The 15,189-nt window shown below is 39.8% G+C and carries 17 protein-coding genes and 1 rRNA gene; 10 read left to right on the top strand and 8 right to left on the bottom strand.

Going from position 1 to position 15,189, the window contains the following annotated elements:
• Positions 1-2: 2 nt before the first annotated feature.
• Both rrf and H5089_RS19240 read left to right on the top strand, forming a co-directional pair.
• Positions 3-117 (top strand): 5S ribosomal RNA (gene rrf / locus H5089_RS19245).
• 524 nt (positions 118-641) lie between these two features.
• Complete coding sequence (locus tag H5089_RS19240) at positions 642-1,232, top strand: hypothetical protein (protein ID WP_182712897.1); 591 nt, start codon at positions 642-644, stop codon at positions 1,230-1,232.
• Positions 1,233-1,234: 2 nt separating this feature from the next.
• Here the strand turns inward: H5089_RS19240 and H5089_RS19235 are convergent, their stop codons facing one another.
• Positions 1,235-1,615: a hypothetical protein gene (locus H5089_RS19235; RefSeq protein ID WP_039489163.1), complete on the bottom strand. Its 381-nt coding sequence runs from the start codon at positions 1,613-1,615 to the stop codon at positions 1,235-1,237.
• Positions 1,616-1,714: 99 nt separating this feature from the next.
• On the opposite strand from H5089_RS19235, the gene H5089_RS19230 reads away from it, so the two are divergent.
• Positions 1,715-2,155, top strand: a complete 441-nt coding sequence (locus H5089_RS19230) for a TerB family tellurite resistance protein (protein WP_154904115.1) — start codon at positions 1,715-1,717, stop codon at positions 2,153-2,155.
• Between the two features lie 21 nt (positions 2,156-2,176).
• Here H5089_RS19230 and H5089_RS19225 read toward each other — a convergent pair whose 3' ends face one another.
• Positions 2,177-2,743, bottom strand: a complete 567-nt coding sequence (locus H5089_RS19225; RefSeq protein WP_008138682.1) for an NADPH-dependent FMN reductase — start codon at positions 2,741-2,743, stop codon at positions 2,177-2,179.
• A 119-nt stretch (positions 2,744-2,862) separates the two neighbouring features.
• Here H5089_RS19225 and H5089_RS19220 point away from each other — a divergent pair, with 119 nt between their 5' ends.
• Complete coding sequence (locus H5089_RS19220) at positions 2,863-3,762, top strand: LysR family transcriptional regulator (protein ID WP_138489798.1); 900 nt, start codon at positions 2,863-2,865, stop codon at positions 3,760-3,762.
• A 32-nt stretch (positions 3,763-3,794) separates the two neighbouring features.
• Here H5089_RS19220 and norR read toward each other — a convergent pair whose 3' ends face one another.
• Entirely contained in the window at positions 3,795-5,351 is a 1,557-nt protein-coding gene (gene norR, locus H5089_RS19215; protein WP_182712896.1) for a nitric oxide reductase transcriptional regulator NorR, read from the bottom strand.
• Between the two features lie 279 nt (positions 5,352-5,630).
• Between norR and H5089_RS19210 the strand changes: the two genes are divergently transcribed.
• Together H5089_RS19210 and hmpA are read left to right on the top strand one after the other, a co-directional pair.
• Positions 5,631-6,863: an NnrS family protein gene (locus H5089_RS19210; protein ID WP_182712895.1), complete on the top strand. Its 1,233-nt coding sequence runs from the start codon at positions 5,631-5,633 to the stop codon at positions 6,861-6,863.
• A gap of 20 nt (positions 6,864-6,883) precedes the next feature.
• Complete coding sequence (gene hmpA, locus H5089_RS19205) at positions 6,884-8,065, top strand: NO-inducible flavohemoprotein (RefSeq protein ID WP_024605008.1); 1,182 nt, start codon at positions 6,884-6,886, stop codon at positions 8,063-8,065.
• Positions 8,066-8,136: 71 nt separating this feature from the next.
• On the opposite strand, the gene H5089_RS19200 is transcribed toward hmpA, so the two are convergent.
• From H5089_RS19200 to H5089_RS19190, 3 genes are all read right to left on the bottom strand, one after another.
• Positions 8,137-8,508 (bottom strand): hypothetical protein, encoded by a 372-nt coding sequence (locus H5089_RS19200; protein ID WP_182712894.1) that lies wholly within the window; start codon positions 8,506-8,508, stop codon positions 8,137-8,139.
• Complete coding sequence (locus H5089_RS19195; RefSeq protein WP_182692764.1) at positions 8,508-10,115, bottom strand: S41 family peptidase; 1,608 nt, start codon at positions 10,113-10,115, stop codon at positions 8,508-8,510. The genes H5089_RS19200 and H5089_RS19195 overlap by 1 nt, the downstream gene beginning before the upstream one ends.
• Positions 10,116-10,215: 100 nt before the next feature.
• Positions 10,216-10,869 carry an endonuclease gene (locus H5089_RS19190; protein WP_149603346.1) on the bottom strand — a complete coding sequence of 218 codons (654 nt, stop codon included), beginning with the start codon at positions 10,867-10,869 and terminating at the stop codon, positions 10,216-10,218.
• A 232-nt stretch (positions 10,870-11,101) separates the two neighbouring features.
• Here H5089_RS19190 and H5089_RS19185 point away from each other — a divergent pair, with 232 nt between their 5' ends.
• Both H5089_RS19185 and H5089_RS19180 read left to right on the top strand, forming a co-directional pair.
• Positions 11,102-12,070, top strand: coding sequence for a DnaJ C-terminal domain-containing protein (locus H5089_RS19185; RefSeq protein ID WP_182712893.1), 969 nt, complete (start codon positions 11,102-11,104; stop codon positions 12,068-12,070).
• Complete coding sequence (locus tag H5089_RS19180; protein WP_024599636.1) at positions 12,070-12,390, top strand: chaperone modulator CbpM; 321 nt, start codon at positions 12,070-12,072, stop codon at positions 12,388-12,390. Before H5089_RS19185 ends, H5089_RS19180 begins: the two co-directional genes overlap by 1 nt.
• Positions 12,391-12,452: 62 nt before the next feature.
• Here H5089_RS19180 and H5089_RS19175 read toward each other — a convergent pair whose 3' ends face one another.
• Positions 12,453-13,178, bottom strand: coding sequence for a hypothetical protein (locus H5089_RS19175; protein WP_182712892.1), 726 nt, complete (start codon positions 13,176-13,178; stop codon positions 12,453-12,455).
• A gap of 313 nt (positions 13,179-13,491) precedes the next feature.
• On the opposite strand from H5089_RS19175, the gene H5089_RS19170 reads away from it, so the two are divergent.
• The gene (locus H5089_RS19170) at positions 13,492-13,872 is read left to right on the top strand and encodes a hypothetical protein (RefSeq protein WP_024595094.1); all 381 of its coding nucleotides are present in this window, start codon (positions 13,492-13,494) and stop codon (positions 13,870-13,872) included.
• On the opposite strand, the gene H5089_RS19165 is transcribed toward H5089_RS19170, so the two are convergent.
• Positions 13,873-14,313 (bottom strand): PaaI family thioesterase, encoded by a 441-nt coding sequence (locus H5089_RS19165; protein ID WP_002959621.1) that lies wholly within the window; start codon positions 14,311-14,313, stop codon positions 13,873-13,875.
• A 167-nt stretch (positions 14,314-14,480) separates the two neighbouring features.
• Between H5089_RS19165 and lexA the strand changes: the two genes are divergently transcribed.
• Positions 14,481-15,098, top strand: coding sequence for a transcriptional repressor LexA (gene lexA, locus H5089_RS19160; RefSeq protein ID WP_024595093.1), 618 nt, complete (start codon positions 14,481-14,483; stop codon positions 15,096-15,098).
• The last annotated feature ends 91 nt before the right edge of the window (positions 15,099-15,189 follow it).

The following is a 15,189-nucleotide window of genomic DNA, read 5'->3' as shown; positions in this document are numbered from 1 at the left end:
TGCTTGGTGACAATAGCGTTTTGGACCCACCTGATTCCATGCCGAACTCAGTAGTGAAACGAAACAGCGCCGATGATAGTGTAGCATTTGCTATGTGAAAGTAGGACATTACCAGGCTTCAAATTGTAGAGACCCGTTACAGCAATGTGACGGGTTTTTTGCTTTCTGGGATTTAGTAAATAGCCAAGAGCCCATGCCGAACTCAGTAGTGAAACCAAACAGCTCGAAGGCGAGCCCCGGCCAACGATAGTGTAGCATTTGCTATGTGACTTTCTACCGCTGTGGGCACTACGACATCAGGACATTACCAGGCTTCAAATTGTAGAGAGCCCGACTAGAAATAGTCGGGCTTTTTTACGTCTGCAGAAAAGTAAAATACGCTCAATTAATAGACTCTTATACCAACACTCATTACGTAGGGCGAGCGTAGCGACTCCCGACGTTAAAATCACATCTCGGAGTGTGCAATTAATATTTATAAAAGTAGGATTGTTAATGAGTGCAGAGATATTTAGTCGTTAATCATTACTTAAAATTTTATCTAGTTGTCCTGTTCTCATTTTTATTTAGATACTTCTAATAAAGTACTTAAGAAAACTGTACTATTACAGGTGTTTTAAAATAACTATAACGAGAAACAAATGAAATTATTAACTGCAGCAACTTTATTACTTGCTTCATCGACAGCCTTTGCACGCCCTGCACCGTTAGTGTCTATTCCTACTCATGATGCCTTTTTTAATAGTATTGCAGCGCATTGTGGTAAAGCTTTTGAAGGTGAAGTAGCGGTAGATAACGCGAAAGGCCCAAGCTCATTTACAGATAAAAAACTGGTTATGCATGTACGTAAATGTGGTGAGACTGAGTTACAAGTACCGTTTCATGTAGGAGACGATGCATCACGTACGTGGATCATAACTAAAACGGGTAGCGGCTTGAGTTTAAAGCACGATCATCGTCATAAAGATGGAACAGACGACGCATCAACTATGTATGGTGGCCATACGCTTGATGCAGGGTCTGCGCAGATACAGTCGTTTCCAGCAGACCAATACTCTAAAGAGTTATTTGTAAAACAAGGTCTTGCGCAGTCTGTAGGTAATACATGGCAAATGTATATTTACCCAGAAGTATTTACTTATCGATTAATTCGCCAAGGACGTGAGTTTAAGGTGGATTTTGATTTAACTAAACCGATTACTCCACCATCAGCACCTTGGGGTTATAAATAAGGTTACTTACCCTTACTTGTATCTTCTTTAGTTTCGCATTGGAGTAAAACACTTAAATCAGGTTGGTAAGCGCGTGGTTTTGTTGGAAAGCGTTCGTACTCTTGCACGCCTTCAAGTACTTTCAACATAAAGGTATTGCCGCGGCATAGACGGTCAGCATGACGTAACAAAAATACACTTTGATTGGTAAAGTGTTTGTAATCGTCTGACTGGATTTCTATTTTATAGTTGTCTTCGCCAATTTGTGTTTGGTAGTAATGTACTTTGTTATCAAAGTCGTAGAGCTTCTCGGTTTCGGCTTTTTCAGCAAGTGCAGTATTTGCACTCGAAAGGGCCACCAGCGTAGCGCCTATAAATAAGCGTGGTGTGTTTATTCCTTTCATAAAATGTATCCTTTAATTTGCGAACTTTATACCCATTAATAAGAGTAATAAGGTCGATTTCTTTACGTATTAGTCTAACACCCAAAAAGGGAAAGTGTGATGTTCAAACAAATAAAACAACTTTTTGCTGTATTCGATGAACAGCAGCCAAGTATGCAAGAGCACGACTTAAAAACAGCGGTTGCTGCATTATTAATTGAAGTTATGCGCGCAGATACCAAGCTTGAACATGATGAACAACGAACCCTGACTGTAACCTTAAAAAAGTACTTTAATTTAACAGACACTGAGGTTAATGAGCTTACTAATAATGCGGCAAGTAGCTTAGATGATTCGATAGATTACTTTCAGTTTTCAAAACAGATTAATGAGCATTGTAGCGCGGAGCAGCGAATAGAAATAATAGAGTTATTATGGCGCTTAGCGTATGCCGATGGAGAAATAGATCCCCAAGAAGACTACGTTATACGTAAAGTAGCAGGGCTTTTATATGTAACGCATACCGACTTTATCGCCGCCAAAATAGCAGCGACAAAGTAATTAGTTATTTAGGCGTGCAAGTTATCTTAACTTACTTGCAACGCTTACTAACTGATGAGCGAGGGCTGATACTTTTTCAGCCGTTACAGGTTCATTTATTTGCCCATTCTCATTAAACAGTGTGTGCACAGCGGGTACTGCAAGTTGATCGGCAAGTACTAACGATCCAATGCCGCTTAATATATCACGCACATGATTTAAACCGCGTAAGCCGCCAAGCCCACCAGGCGATGCTGCAAACAAAGCAACCACTTTATTACGAAAAGCAGGAACAGCACCTTGCTCTGTACGCGATGCCCAATCAATCGCATTTTTTAGTGCTGCGGTAATAGAGCCGTTGTACTCTGGGCTTGCTAGTAAAATACCGTCGGCTGTACGTAGCTTATCTTTTAAAAGCTGTACATCGCTTGGTGTACCTTGCGCTTCAATATCTTCGTTAAATAGTGGGATGTTTAATTCGTTTAGTTTTATTACTTCTACTTCAGCACCTGTTTGTAGAGCAAAACGTGCTGCCTCATTAATAATTTTTTGGTTAAAGCTTTCTTGGCGAAGGCTTCCAGCTAGGGCGATAATTTTTGGTGCTGACATGGTAGTGGCCTTTTAATGTTTTAAGTTACATGACTAATGTAGCAAAATTTCACTTGTAGAAAACCCTAATAAACGCAACACTTGTGTGCGTATATGCACATAAGTAAAAGGTAGGCAGCATGGCGATAAAATTTGAAGATTGGCAAGACGTTAAAGTTGCGTTCGAAGTAGCACGGTTAGGCACGCTAACAGCAGCGGCCGAGGAGCTTAATGTGCACCACAGCACAGTGCTTAGGCGAATTAATAATCTTGAAAAAAACTTAAATGCACGGCTTTTTCATCGCCATGCTCGTGGCTACAAGGTTACTGAAATTGGCACCAAGTTATTTGCAACAGCACAAACAATCCATAGCTCCTTAGAGCAGTTACATAACGATATAGTAGCGGCCGATAGCACCCTTAGAGGTAGTTTGTTGCTAACGACGGTAAGTGGCTTCATGGATGTCCTTGGTGATGTATGTGAGCAATTTCAGGCGCTACATCCACAAGTGCAGCTTGAGGTTATTTTAGAACAAAAAAGGCTAAGGCTCGATCACGGACAAGCACATATTGCAGTGCGTGCAGGCCCAAGACCTGATGAAGGCGATTATATTGCTCAGCATTTGGCGCAGCTTTCATCGGGTTTATACGCTAATAAACGTTACATTAATAAATACGGTATGCCTAAATTATTAATTGATTTACAACAACATAACTTTGTATCGGGCGTGGCAGGTTTTAATGCCCGCGTGCCTTATTTTGCATGGGCTGATGAGCACATTCCTGCATCGCAAATAAAGCTGCGAGTATCTGAAACTGCAGAAGCGACTCGTGCAATCATTAAAGGGCTAGGCATTGGCGGATTACAACATGACGTAGCGGCGCAATATCCTGATTTAGTGCCTATATTGCACAGTGAGTTAAGCTGGCCTACCGATGTATGGTTAGTCACGCATCACTTAGTGCATCGTACTGCTAAAGTACAAGCTTTTGCAGGGTTGTTAAAAACACACTTTAGTAAGTTAGCTGCTAATCAATAGTTTTAGCAGCGTGTTAGCTGTATTTTAAATGATTATAGTGTTTTTTTTACTTCTATCCCTAGGCGTTTAGCCAAGCGTACTAAGTTTGCTCTATCTAATTCAAGTACTCTTGCTGCTGCTGACCAGTTGTAGTTATGCTTCTTTAATTGCTCGGTAATTACGTTGTATTGCAACGATTCTACAGCTTGCTTTAAAGGTTGGTTGATTAAGGTGTTGGTTGTACTTTGGCTTGCTACTAGAGAGTTTTGCGGCGCACTCGGTGTTAAGTCACAGTGCTCGCTTGTAATGGTTATTATCGGATTTTGCCATTGGCTTTGTTTTTCTTTTAGGGCGCTGCGGCTAATGACATGTTCAAGCTCGCGCACGTTACCTGGCCAGCTGTACTGATTAAGCAGTACTTGCGCTTCAGGGCTTAGTTTTAATTGTTTTATCCCTAATTTACGGGCTGTTTGCTCAATAAAATAACCAGCTAAGAGTGTTATGTCGTGCTCGCGTTTACTAAGTGGTGGCACAGTAATAGGGTAGACACTGAGGCGATGGTATAAATCGGCTCTAAAGCGACCTTGAGCTACTTCTTCTTTTAAATTTCTGTTGGTTGCGGCAATGACGCGTACATCTACGTACTTTGGCGTGTCTTCTCCTACCGTTTGTATTTCGCCACTTTGTAGCACTCGTAATAGTTTACTTTGCATGGCAAGGGGTAGTTCCCCAATTTCATCTAAAAATAACGTGCCGCCATCAGCTAATTGAAATTTACCTTGGCGCGAATTTTGTGCGCCTGTAAAAGCCCCTTTCGCATGACCAAAAAATTCACTTTCAGCGAGGTTTTCGGGAAGCGATGCACAATTTAAGTGAATAAGCAGTTGATCTTTGCGAGCTGAATTTAAGTGAATATTACGTGCAACAAGCTCTTTCCCTACCCCTGTTTCACCTAATATAAGCACGCTAAAGTTAGATGCTGCAACGAGTTTAATTTCGTTTTTAAGTGTTTGCATTAGTGGACTTTGACCAATAATTTCACCGCCGTCACGTGTTAATGCTTCACGATTTAGTTCTTGTACTAATGCACTTGAGTGCTGTGCATGCTGTTTGTAATGGGCAAGTTCTAAGGCCGTTTTAAAGTGCGCGCTACACAGCGTTTGTAAGGTATTGAGTGTATCAGCGCTTATGCTGTTAAATGCATTGGCGTTAAGGCTATCAAACGTAAGTACGCCAAGTAGCGCGTTTTTATCATAAAGAGGTAAACCTAAACATGCATGTACCGGTATGTCGCCGGTTTTAGCTAATAGTAATCCGTCGTATGGATCGGGTAGTGGGCAGTCGTGCGCAAATTGAAGCGCGAGTGTGCTTTTGCAAATAGCTTCTAGGCGAGGGTGTTCTACTATTTTAAATCGTCTGCCTAAACTGTCGGGCATTAATCCTTTAATTGCCAGTGGTTTTAATTGTTCGCCCTGAAGCACTAATAACGCACTTGCATCACTTGGAATAACCCGCTCAACCGTTGCTAGTAATTGATCAAAGCTATGCTCGTGTAGTGTACTTTGAGCAAGCTCTAGAGCAACTTGTGTAAGGTTGAATTGCTGGTTCACGTCAAAATGACCTATTTGTGTTTTTATGAGTTAATTTATAGTAGGTCATAAAGACTCACACTGTAAAGTGATTTAATTTAACTTGTTGAATTTAATTAATTAAACTTGTTGGCACAGTATGTGTAATAGCTAAGTAACGTAGTTAGTTACAGAGATCGCCATGAACACACTAATGCTGAATAATTTAAATAATCAAACACAGTTTAGTTCACTGCATGAGGCACTAGCGTGCGCTGAATACTTTTTTGCTCAGTATGGTGTAGGGCAGGAAATAAAATAATGCGCCCTATAAACTTAACTGAGCCAATGCCAGCACGCGTTGCTATTCATCAAGTATCTCAATGGCCGTTATGGATGCTAGCTTTTAGGCCTTTCTTTTTAGGCGGTGGCTTATTGGCATTTTTGTCAGTGGGGTATTGGCTACTTATTTTAACAGGCCATGCAAGTTGGCACTTATCGATACCTGCGACATTATGGCACGCGCACGAAATGCTGTTTGGCTTTGCAGGAGTTGTAGCTGTTGGCTTTTTACTTACCGCAGCACAAACGTGGACAGGCGTGCCGAGCATAAGTGGCAAAGCCCTTATGTGGCTTACGTTTATATGGCTTGCAGCGCGCTTAGCATTTTTTGTAGTACTGCCAGATATTGCTCATTTTAATTTATATGCTGCACTTACATTACAAGTTATTTGGTGGCTAGGCGCCATAACCGCGTTGGCTAATATGTTATTAAAAGCCAATAGCAAAAGTAACTATCCGTTTTTAGCTATTTTAGCTGTGCTTTGTGGGCTCAATGTATTGTATTTAATACTTGTTTTACAACAAAACATGCAGCTTGCACTTGGTGTGGTTGATACCGCAGTGCTGGTTATTACTTTACTAGTTGGCATTGTTGCGGGCCGCGTTTTACCATTTTTTACCGCTAAAGGTCTGGGGTTAGCCGCACAAGTTCGCACTCCTAAAATAGATAAAGCTGTTATGTATTTATCTATTGTGGCTATCACTTTATTTTTCATCAACAAGTTGTTTTTGAACACGATTAATCCTGCGTTAGTTGCTGCAACTGTTGCTGCGCTTCACCTGCTTAGGGCTGGTTGTTGGTGGGATAGCAAGGTATTGAGAGTGCCGTTGTTATGGTCTTTACATTTTTCCTACTTAGCGTTAGGCGTAGGGTTAATGATGGTTGCATTTAGCTTTTATAGCAGTGCAATGCAATTTAAAGATGCGCTGCACTTAATCACTATTGGCACAATAGGTATGATGATTTTAGCAATGATGACGCGTGTATCGCATGGTCATACAGGGCGGATACTCGCTATTCCTCATTACATGGCTGTTGCTTTTGCATTTTTGCTTGTGGCCGCTATTACTCGTTCATTACTCCCTTTTATTATTAGGCCTCACCTTGCTTGGCAAATAAGTGCTTTGCTGTGGTTAGTAGCTTTTTCATTATTTTTAATTCACTGCACACCTATATTAACGCGGCGTCGTGTTGATGGGCGTCGTGGTTAGTTCATCCATAGGAAATACATATGTTATCTGATAAAACCATTGAGATTGTAAAAAGCACAGTTCCGTTATTAGCGCAGGCGGGTACGGTTGTTACCGATCATTTTTATAAGCGTTTATTTAGTCATAATCCTGAGCTTAAAAATATTTTTAATATGGCGAACCAAGATACAGGTCGTCAGCAATTTGCACTTTTTAATGCATTGGCTGCGTATGCACAAAATATTGATAATTTAGCCGTATTAAAAGAAGCGCTAACACGTATTAATCATAAGCATACAAGCTTGAATATTTTACCTGAGCATTACCCTATTGTAGGTGCACACTTAATTGGTACGCTTAAAGAACTTCTTCCTGAGCAATTTACTCCCGATGTTGAATACGCTTGGCGCGAAGCTTACGGCGTACTTGCTGATATTTGTATAACCGAAGAAGCTGCTTTGTATGAGCACAGTAAAAATAAACACGGTGGTTGGGCGGGAACTCGGCAATTTGAAATAACCAACAAACAGGCCGAATCAGAACTAGTAACGAGTTTTACACTTACGCCAGTTGATGGCGAAGCTGTTATTACACATAAACCAGGGCAGTATTTAGGTATTAAAGTTAAGCCAGAGGGCGCTGAATATGAAGAAATTCGCCAGTATTCTATTTCACAAAAAAGTAACGCTAAAAACTACCGTATTAGTGTTAAAAAAGAGCTACAGCCAAAGCCTGGCATGGTGTCTAATTATTTACACTCATTAGAGCAAGGCACTATTGTTGAGTTATACCCGCCGGCAGGAGACTTCTTTTTACGCAATAACACAAGTCCAGTGGTTCTCATTTCAGCAGGTGTTGGGCAAACGCCAATGCTGGCTATGCTTGAAACGTTATTAAGTGACAATTCTAATCAAGAGATTATGTATTTACATGCTTGCGAAAATACTCAGCAACATTCGTTTTCAAAATATTTATATGATCTAACAGCGCAGAATAACCACTTGAAAACAATAACGTGGTTTAACCAAGCGACAGAGGGCGCTGACTTTACTGGGTTAATGAACCTAAATGCAGTACAAGCACAGCTACCATTGAGTAATGGCGACTTTTACTTATGTGGTCCTGCCGGTTTTATGGCATTTATAAAAAAGCAGTTACTTGAACTAGGTGTTAAAAACGAGCAGATTCATTATGAAGTGTTTGGTCCGCATGAAGACTTGTAATAACGCTTTAAAATAGAAAAAGGCGTACAGCGATGTGCTGCGCGCCTTTTTATAAACGCTAATAAAGTGCTTTATAACTCTTTACAGGTCACACCTTCAAGTACTGTAGTAAGCTCTTTTTTAGGATAGTAAAGCTCGCATTGGTTATTACGTAGTTGCAAAATAAACTTCTCAGATTTTATATTATGCGCGCCCATAATTACTCTGCCATCAGACCCTTTACTCATTGCATGATCAATTAGCAGTTCGCTACGTTTAGTAAATACGGAATCGGAAAGTGTTACTAATGCGCCTCCCTTAGCTTGTTGAATTGCCTGTTGTAGTGTTGCAATAACGCTAGGATTAACGCTCGTTAATATAGCGGGTTTAGCGGGATCACTATTTACACTTTGGCATCCACCTAAAGCGAATAAGGTAGCTAATGGGAGTAATAATTTATCCATTACCTTTCCTCACTCAGTGTTGGCCAAGTTAAGTCCATATTACGCTGGGTAAATTGCTCAGGCATATTTAAAGGAATGAGAGATTCACGAGAGCTTGAAAAATTAGCTGGCTCTGCTTTTGCAGCAGCCGTTCTAATTGGGCAATTGCCATTTTCAACATGAAACAATGCGGTGGCTAAAACGGCCTCGTCACTGTCGCCTAACTGATGATCAAAGTCGTCCTCAATTTCACAACCTTGAACATCAGCATCAAATTGTGGCGTAGGGGTTGGTGTAAAACCCGCAGCGTATTCGCCAAATCCTTTGCTATTTACCCCACTAAATTGAATAGTGTAATAGGTTGTTGCGCAGTTATGAGTTGGGGTAAAGCCATAGGGCTTACCGCAGGTTGTATCGCCAATTAAAATAACTTCTGCGTCTATACCTTTTAAACCATTAATAAAAGCTTCTGATGCCGAACAGGTGCCTGATGTGCTTAATACATAAACCTTCGATAAGTTTAAATCAGGTAGGTTTTCACCTGTGCTAAAAAAAGTAGAGTAATCTATTTCTTCATCAATAAATGGAAAAGGCGAATCAACGGGTTGTTTATCGTTTTGTTGAGTTTGATAATAAAAGCGGTTGTTAACGTTGGCATTACCGGCAACCATATAAGCCAATTGTGCCGACAGTGCTAATAAACCACCACCGTTATATCTAAAGTCGATTACAAGCTCATCAATACCATCGGTTTTAAACTTATTTACTGCATCAATAAGCCCTTCTTGGGCAATGCTTATATGACTATTAAATTGCATGTAACCCACGCTTGAACCATTTGCGGTTGTAATCGTTTTAACATTTTGAACCGGTGTTTGTTCAATATTGCCAGCGGTTACATTAAATGTTTTTTCGGCGCCATCGTTACTGCGTACAACAATAGTATGTGAGTCGCCGTTAGTAGGACTAAATAAACCTTCGTTAAGCGTATCTACACCCGACTGTGTATTGGTATTAATGCTAACACCGTCAACTGAAAGTACAGTATCACCACGTTGAAAGCCTATTTGGCTTGCAGGTGAATCATCTTCAAGATAAGCGACGCGTAAAATACGGTCGGCTGTATCGCCAATAAACGCCCAATTTATACCGTAACCAGAAGTAACGCCCGATTGCGCTTCTTGAAAGTAATCTTCAGTAGGTTCTGAAAAATGAAAGTTATCTTTTTTTGCCCCTGAGTCGGTAAGCTGCTCTGTTTTTAATTGGGCAAAATAATCGGCTACTGTGGCAAAGCTTTCAGGATCGTTATCGGCAATCTCATCATACCAAAGGTAGGTTTCGTCGCTCCAAGAGCGAAGCCAGAGTTTTTCGTAAAGGGCAGAACCGGCTTGATCTGGGTAAGGCTCGTTGTTATTAAAGGGATCGTTACCCGTACGCGGGGTTTCGCAAAAGTTTTTTAAATCGTTAGAGGGTTCAAATACACCCGCAGTCCATGTTGGACTGCTACTAACAGGTGTTGTAACTACAGGGGCTGAGTCGATACCGCTACCGCCGCCGCCACAACCGGTCAAAGCAAAGCCCGCAAATGCAGTGAAAATGGCAAGCGAGGTTTTATTATTTTTAAACATAGTTAAGGGCTTTTTTGTAAATAAGTTGTTTAAAATATTACAACACTCGCTCGTTTATTCAACATTTATAACTTTGATTTATGTAAATGAGTGTTAAAGCTTAGAGCTTGCTCGCACTACTTGTATCTGCGAATGCTTGCTTTTGCCATGCATTAAATAACTTTTGCTGTTTATCAGAGATTTTTAAACCGTATGTTTTTTGCATGTAAGCGTAGGTGTCAGCTATACGTTTTCGTGCATAAACAGGCGGTTCAACTACACGTTGCTTAAAGTTTACTTTTACTTCGCAACGACCATATTGTGTGGCGTTTTCGCTAAGCATACCAAAACGATAATTAGAGCGATCGGCATTAATTTCGCCAATAGCTGGCGCTAAGTTATTTATATCAGCTTCCATTTTTCTAAATTTAGCACTTACTTTACGGCAGTTTTTACGCCCGCCATCTTGCCAGCATTGTAGCTGGTGACCAAATTCCCACGCCGGAACAATGTGCTCCCACTCAATGCGTAGTGCTCGCACATTTACTTTACCTGAGCGGGTAAGGGTATTTCGAGGAATGTAACCACAGTTAGACGGGTCAGGAACGAGTTTTTTGCCTTCTTTTTTAATGTCGCAACCGCAGTAAATGCTTTTGGCGTTGTCAGGTAGGGTTTTAATTAAATGTCTTTTAGCCGTTGAAAAACGGGTAAATTGTTCGGCTGATACCGAAACGCACACACAACAAGCCAATAAGGCCAGAATAAATCGAGTCATATCCATCACAAATGTGAACTACAGGAATAGGCAGTTTAAAGCCCTGAAGATAAAAGATAAAGTTAGCTTAAGGCCTACGCTTATATTAATAAAAAGTGCCTGATTAATTTTTTTACTCAAAGTTACTTTCACTATTCATTTATTTCTCAATATTTATCGTATTTTAACCACACAAGGTTACCCGTTAAGGAGTATGCTTAAAGCTTACTCAATATGAGGATTTGGATTGCAAATGAAATTTGTTGATTATTATGCAGTGCTTGGAATATCGCCTGATGCAGATGATAAAGCGGTTAAAGTTGCTTATAAAAAGTTAGCCAGAAAATATCACCCAGATGTAAGCAAAGAGCCTCAAGCAGAAGATAAGTTTAAAGAAATAGCAGAAGCTTACGAAGTCATCCATAACAAAGAAGAACGCACTAAATACGACGAGTTACGTCGTCACCAACAAAATCGTGCTCGTCAACAGCAAGGCCATTATGGTGGTAACAATGCCTCTTCGCAAAGTAATTATCAGCAAAGCGATCCTCAAACCGACCAAGAGTTTTCTGACTTTATTAATTCAATGTTTGGCGGAGCTGGTGGATTCGATCGTTCCGGGCAGAGCAGAAGTAACGCCGCTCGCGCGCAAAAAGGACAAGATGTGGAAATAGAGTTCCCAATTTTTCTTGAAGAGACTTTAGTTGATACCGTTAAGCCTGTTGAGTTTATGTTACCGCAGCGAGACAGCAGTGGCCGTGTCACTGAAATTAAAAAATCACTTAAAGTGAAAATTCCTGCAGGCTCAGTAAATGGCGAGCGAATTCGACTAAAAGGGCAAGGCGGATTAGGGTCAGCTAATGGGCAAAATGGCGACTTGTATTTACAAATTAGTTTAGTGCCTCACCCATTATTTGATGTTGAAGGTCATAACCTAAATATAGTTGTCCCTCTTGCACCATGGGAAGCGGCTCTTGGTACAAAGCTAAATTTACCTACGTTGACAGGAAACATCCAATTAACTATTCCTTCTAATAGTCAGTCTGGTCAACGCTTGCGTATTAAAGGTAAGGGATTAATGAGTAAAAAAGCTAAAGGTAATTTATTTGCTGTGCTTAAAATTGTTAATCCAACATCTGTTGATGATGCCAGTAAAAAACTGTGGGAAGAATTAGCCAAAAAAGCTCACTTTGATCCCCGTAATAACTGGAGCAAGCCATAATGCAAATTATCGTGACACAAAAAGACGATTTACTTACTAGCAAAGAGCTATGTTTGAGCAGTGATATTAGCGAAGCAATTTTATATGAGCTAGTTGAGCATAATATTGCGGTTCCAATTGAGGGGGATCATGTTACGCAGTGGCAATTTACGGTATCTGCAGTGACCTTAGTTAAAAAAGCGGCCCGCATCCAACATGACTTTTCGTTAGATTGGTCGGCAATAGCTTTAGTTTTACAATTGCTGGATGAGCGTGATGAGTTGATTTTCGAAAACGAAATGTTAAAGCGACATTTGAGTCGATTTAAGCACTTGGAATAAAATAAGCCCTAGGCTTATTTACTCTTTGATAAGTGGGCGCTAGCTCTCAAAAACCAATATGACTACTTTGATTTATTCTTATTTTTAATTCGGATAAATCGTTTTAGTCGTATATTTTGTATAAGTAGTAATATTCCACTTAAACAAAAAAGTACACTGGTTGCTGAAAAGCTAATAAGCAGTGGATTATTAAAATCCTCTCGCTCATCGTAATCCATAATATGTAACATCCAAAAAAAGTCGAATATTCGCCATAGCGTGCTGCGAACGGTAACAACTTTGCCGTTATTTTCTGACAAGTACAGTGTTGTGTTAAATGTGTCGTCAAATTGTACCTGCCAAACATTGGTTTTATATCCAACTTCTCGCATACCTTGCTTTAGTAGTACAGCGCTTGTTACTTGAGCGTCAATAAGTAAGTGTGCTTTAGCATTTGCGGTAATTTGTATTTTAGTTGGCAGTTCAAATGGTCGGCCTGTTATTCCATTGAAGCTTTGCTGCTCGTTATTACTAAAGACAGTAATAAGTGGTGTAGTTAAGAAGTTCTCAAAAATTATTTGTGTTGGATTAACCACCTGAGAGGCAATATCGTCAAGGGAGGCAACATAATCAGCCTGCGTAAATGGGTTATTAAGAGTACGTGTTGCAAGATGCTCCCCATGAACTTTATCAAGAGGGATTGCACTCATAATTAAACCACCTAGTAACCATGCTAAAATTTGTAGTGCTAATAAATATCCTAACCATTTATGTAACTTGCGAGCATGTTTAAATATTTTTTTATTCATGTTTTAGTCTTATTATTTTTAGAAGCTAGTTTATTACATCAATGGGATAAGTTACTGCGACATTTTGTCGCAGTTTAAACTATAGCTTACTGTAATCATTTAAAAATAAAAAAGATTACACTTAAATTCCTAACATGACTTATCTGTTTAATTGAGCTGAATGTTTTATATCCAGCCAGCTTTAAATGCTAAAAAATACTTAAAAGCTGCGAAATATCCATATAAAGTGGTTAATAGAGCATAGTTGATTTGGTATAACGGTAAAACTGCGTTAAAGTTTGCAATGAAATTATTAGAGGATAAATACGAAACGATGTCGGAAATTCAATTTTTAAATGTAGATCTTGAGCTTGAATCAAAGCAAGATATTAGTTTGCTAGTGGCGGACTTGAAAAAAGTCGCGACGATTTTACATTATGACAAAGACGAATACCGTCAACTAGCGCGTATTGAAGCTACAGGTGAGGTGAGCACACCTGATAAAGCCATAAACCATATATGTGAGCTTATTGAATCGTGTTCGCGTAACGCGCTAAAGCAATGGTTAAGCTGTTCACGTAGAACGTTTGATATTGGTTTTGAATCAGGGACTTCTCCTAAGTGCTTTAATCAAGCCTTAGATGCAGATACATTATTGCGTATATCTGCGATTGGTGCGGGTATGGAAATTACCATTTACCCAATCGAAAAGTAACTATCTTCGCTCTACGACTGCTGCGGTCATTTTTGATACGCAGCACAGCTCATTGCGGCTATTTGTAATTTTTATTTCCCATACTGAACTACGTTTACCTATATGAAATGCTCTAGCCGTGGCTGTTAAAGTGCCGTTGCGAGATGCTTTTAAATGACTTGCGCTAATCTCCTGCCCTACACAGTAAAATTTAGTAAAATCGACAACAAAGTTAGCGGCATAGCTGGCAACTGTTTCGGCAAGTACAACGTTAGCACCGCCGTGTACCATCCCCATCGGGTTATGATGCTCAGGAATTGCCGGCATTGTGGCAACCAAATAATCATCGCCAATTTCTGTGACTTCTATCCCCATAGTTTTCATTAATGTTCCTTGGCCATTAACGCCTTGCTCTAACTGCTTGCACAGCTCTAAGGTGATGGGCTGGTACCAAATACTCATAATGTCTCCTTTGCATTTTTAATCATTTATAAACTTAGCTTTAGTTATATCCTTGAAATGTACACAAGTGAAATTACTTTAGCTATTTTAAGGCTTAATTTAAATTTGCGATTTTTATTTAACTGTATATACTCACAGTTAAATGTACTGTATGGAAAACCAGTTGTATGCGACCATTAACGAACCGCCAAGCTCAAATACTCGAACTAATTAAAGTTTTTATTAAAGACACTGGTATGCCTCCTACACGTGCTGAAATAGCGCAAACATTAGGTTTTAAAAGTGCCAATGCTGCTGAAGAACATTTAAAAGCACTTGCTAAAAAAGGCGCAATTAAAATGAAACCAGGTGCAAGCCGTGGTATTCAATTAATTGAAGAAGAAGAGCCAGAACAATTAGGTTTACCGCTTATAGGGCGTGTTGCTGCTGGTTCACCTATTTTGGCGCAAGAGCACGTTGAAAGTCACTGCAAAATCGATCCATTAATGTTTAAACCGGCTGCAGATTTTTTACTACGCGTTAACGGTATGAGCATGAAAGATATTGGTATTATGGATGGTGATTTACTTGCTGTACATCGTACTCAAACCGCTGAAAATGGACAAGTTGTTGTTGCTCGCCTAGACGAAGACGTAACTGTAAAACGTCTTGAGAAAGCGGGTCGTAAAGTATTACTTCATGCTGAAAACGACGATTTTGACTCTATTGAAGTAGATCTTGAGAATGAGTCTTTTAATATTGAAGGCTTAGCCGTTGGCGTTATAAGAAACGCTGATTGGATGTGACTTTAAAAATAGCTTTTAAACAAGCAGTTTTATAAATGCGTACTAATTAGTACGCATTTTTGTTTTAGAATTTGTACTAAAAAAAGGGCGT

The organism is Pseudoalteromonas sp. SR45-1, from assembly GCF_014163655.1.
Lineage (GTDB): Bacteria > Pseudomonadota > Gammaproteobacteria > Enterobacterales > Alteromonadaceae > Pseudoalteromonas > Pseudoalteromonas distincta.
This window is presented reverse-complemented; position numbering and strand designations above follow the sequence as displayed.

Excerpts from the sequence above, each read along its gene's own strand:
- H5089_RS19210 (WP_182712895.1), top strand. The coding sequence starts at position 5,631 with ATGCGCCCTATAAACTTAACTGAGCCAATGCCAGCACGCGTTGCTATT.
- H5089_RS19185 (WP_182712893.1), top strand. The coding sequence starts at position 11,102 with ATGAAATTTGTTGATTATTATGCAGTGCTTGGAATATCGCCTGATGCA.
- H5089_RS19195 (WP_182692764.1), bottom strand. The coding sequence starts at position 10,115 with ATGTTTAAAAATAATAAAACCTCGCTTGCCATTTTCACTGCATTTGCG.
- H5089_RS19225 (WP_008138682.1), bottom strand. The coding sequence starts at position 2,743 with ATGTCAGCACCAAAAATTATCGCCCTAGCTGGAAGCCTTCGCCAAGAA.
- hmpA (WP_024605008.1), top strand. The coding sequence starts at position 6,884 with ATGTTATCTGATAAAACCATTGAGATTGTAAAAAGCACAGTTCCGTTA.
- H5089_RS19165 (WP_002959621.1), bottom strand. The coding sequence starts at position 14,313 with ATGAGTATTTGGTACCAGCCCATCACCTTAGAGCTGTGCAAGCAGTTA.
- H5089_RS19180 (WP_024599636.1), top strand. The coding sequence starts at position 12,070 with ATGCAAATTATCGTGACACAAAAAGACGATTTACTTACTAGCAAAGAG.
- H5089_RS19235 (WP_039489163.1), bottom strand. The coding sequence starts at position 1,615 with ATGAAAGGAATAAACACACCACGCTTATTTATAGGCGCTACGCTGGTG.
- H5089_RS19170 (WP_024595094.1), top strand. The coding sequence starts at position 13,492 with ATGTCGGAAATTCAATTTTTAAATGTAGATCTTGAGCTTGAATCAAAG.
- H5089_RS19200 (WP_182712894.1), bottom strand. The coding sequence starts at position 8,508 with ATGGATAAATTATTACTCCCATTAGCTACCTTATTCGCTTTAGGTGGA.
- lexA (WP_024595093.1), top strand. The coding sequence starts at position 14,481 with ATGCGACCATTAACGAACCGCCAAGCTCAAATACTCGAACTAATTAAA.
- H5089_RS19190 (WP_149603346.1), bottom strand. The coding sequence starts at position 10,869 with ATGACTCGATTTATTCTGGCCTTATTGGCTTGTTGTGTGTGCGTTTCG.
- H5089_RS19240 (WP_182712897.1), top strand. The coding sequence starts at position 642 with ATGAAATTATTAACTGCAGCAACTTTATTACTTGCTTCATCGACAGCC.
- H5089_RS19175 (WP_182712892.1), bottom strand. The coding sequence starts at position 13,178 with ATGAATAAAAAAATATTTAAACATGCTCGCAAGTTACATAAATGGTTA.
- H5089_RS19230 (WP_154904115.1), top strand. The coding sequence starts at position 1,715 with ATGTTCAAACAAATAAAACAACTTTTTGCTGTATTCGATGAACAGCAG.
- H5089_RS19220 (WP_138489798.1), top strand. The coding sequence starts at position 2,863 with ATGGCGATAAAATTTGAAGATTGGCAAGACGTTAAAGTTGCGTTCGAA.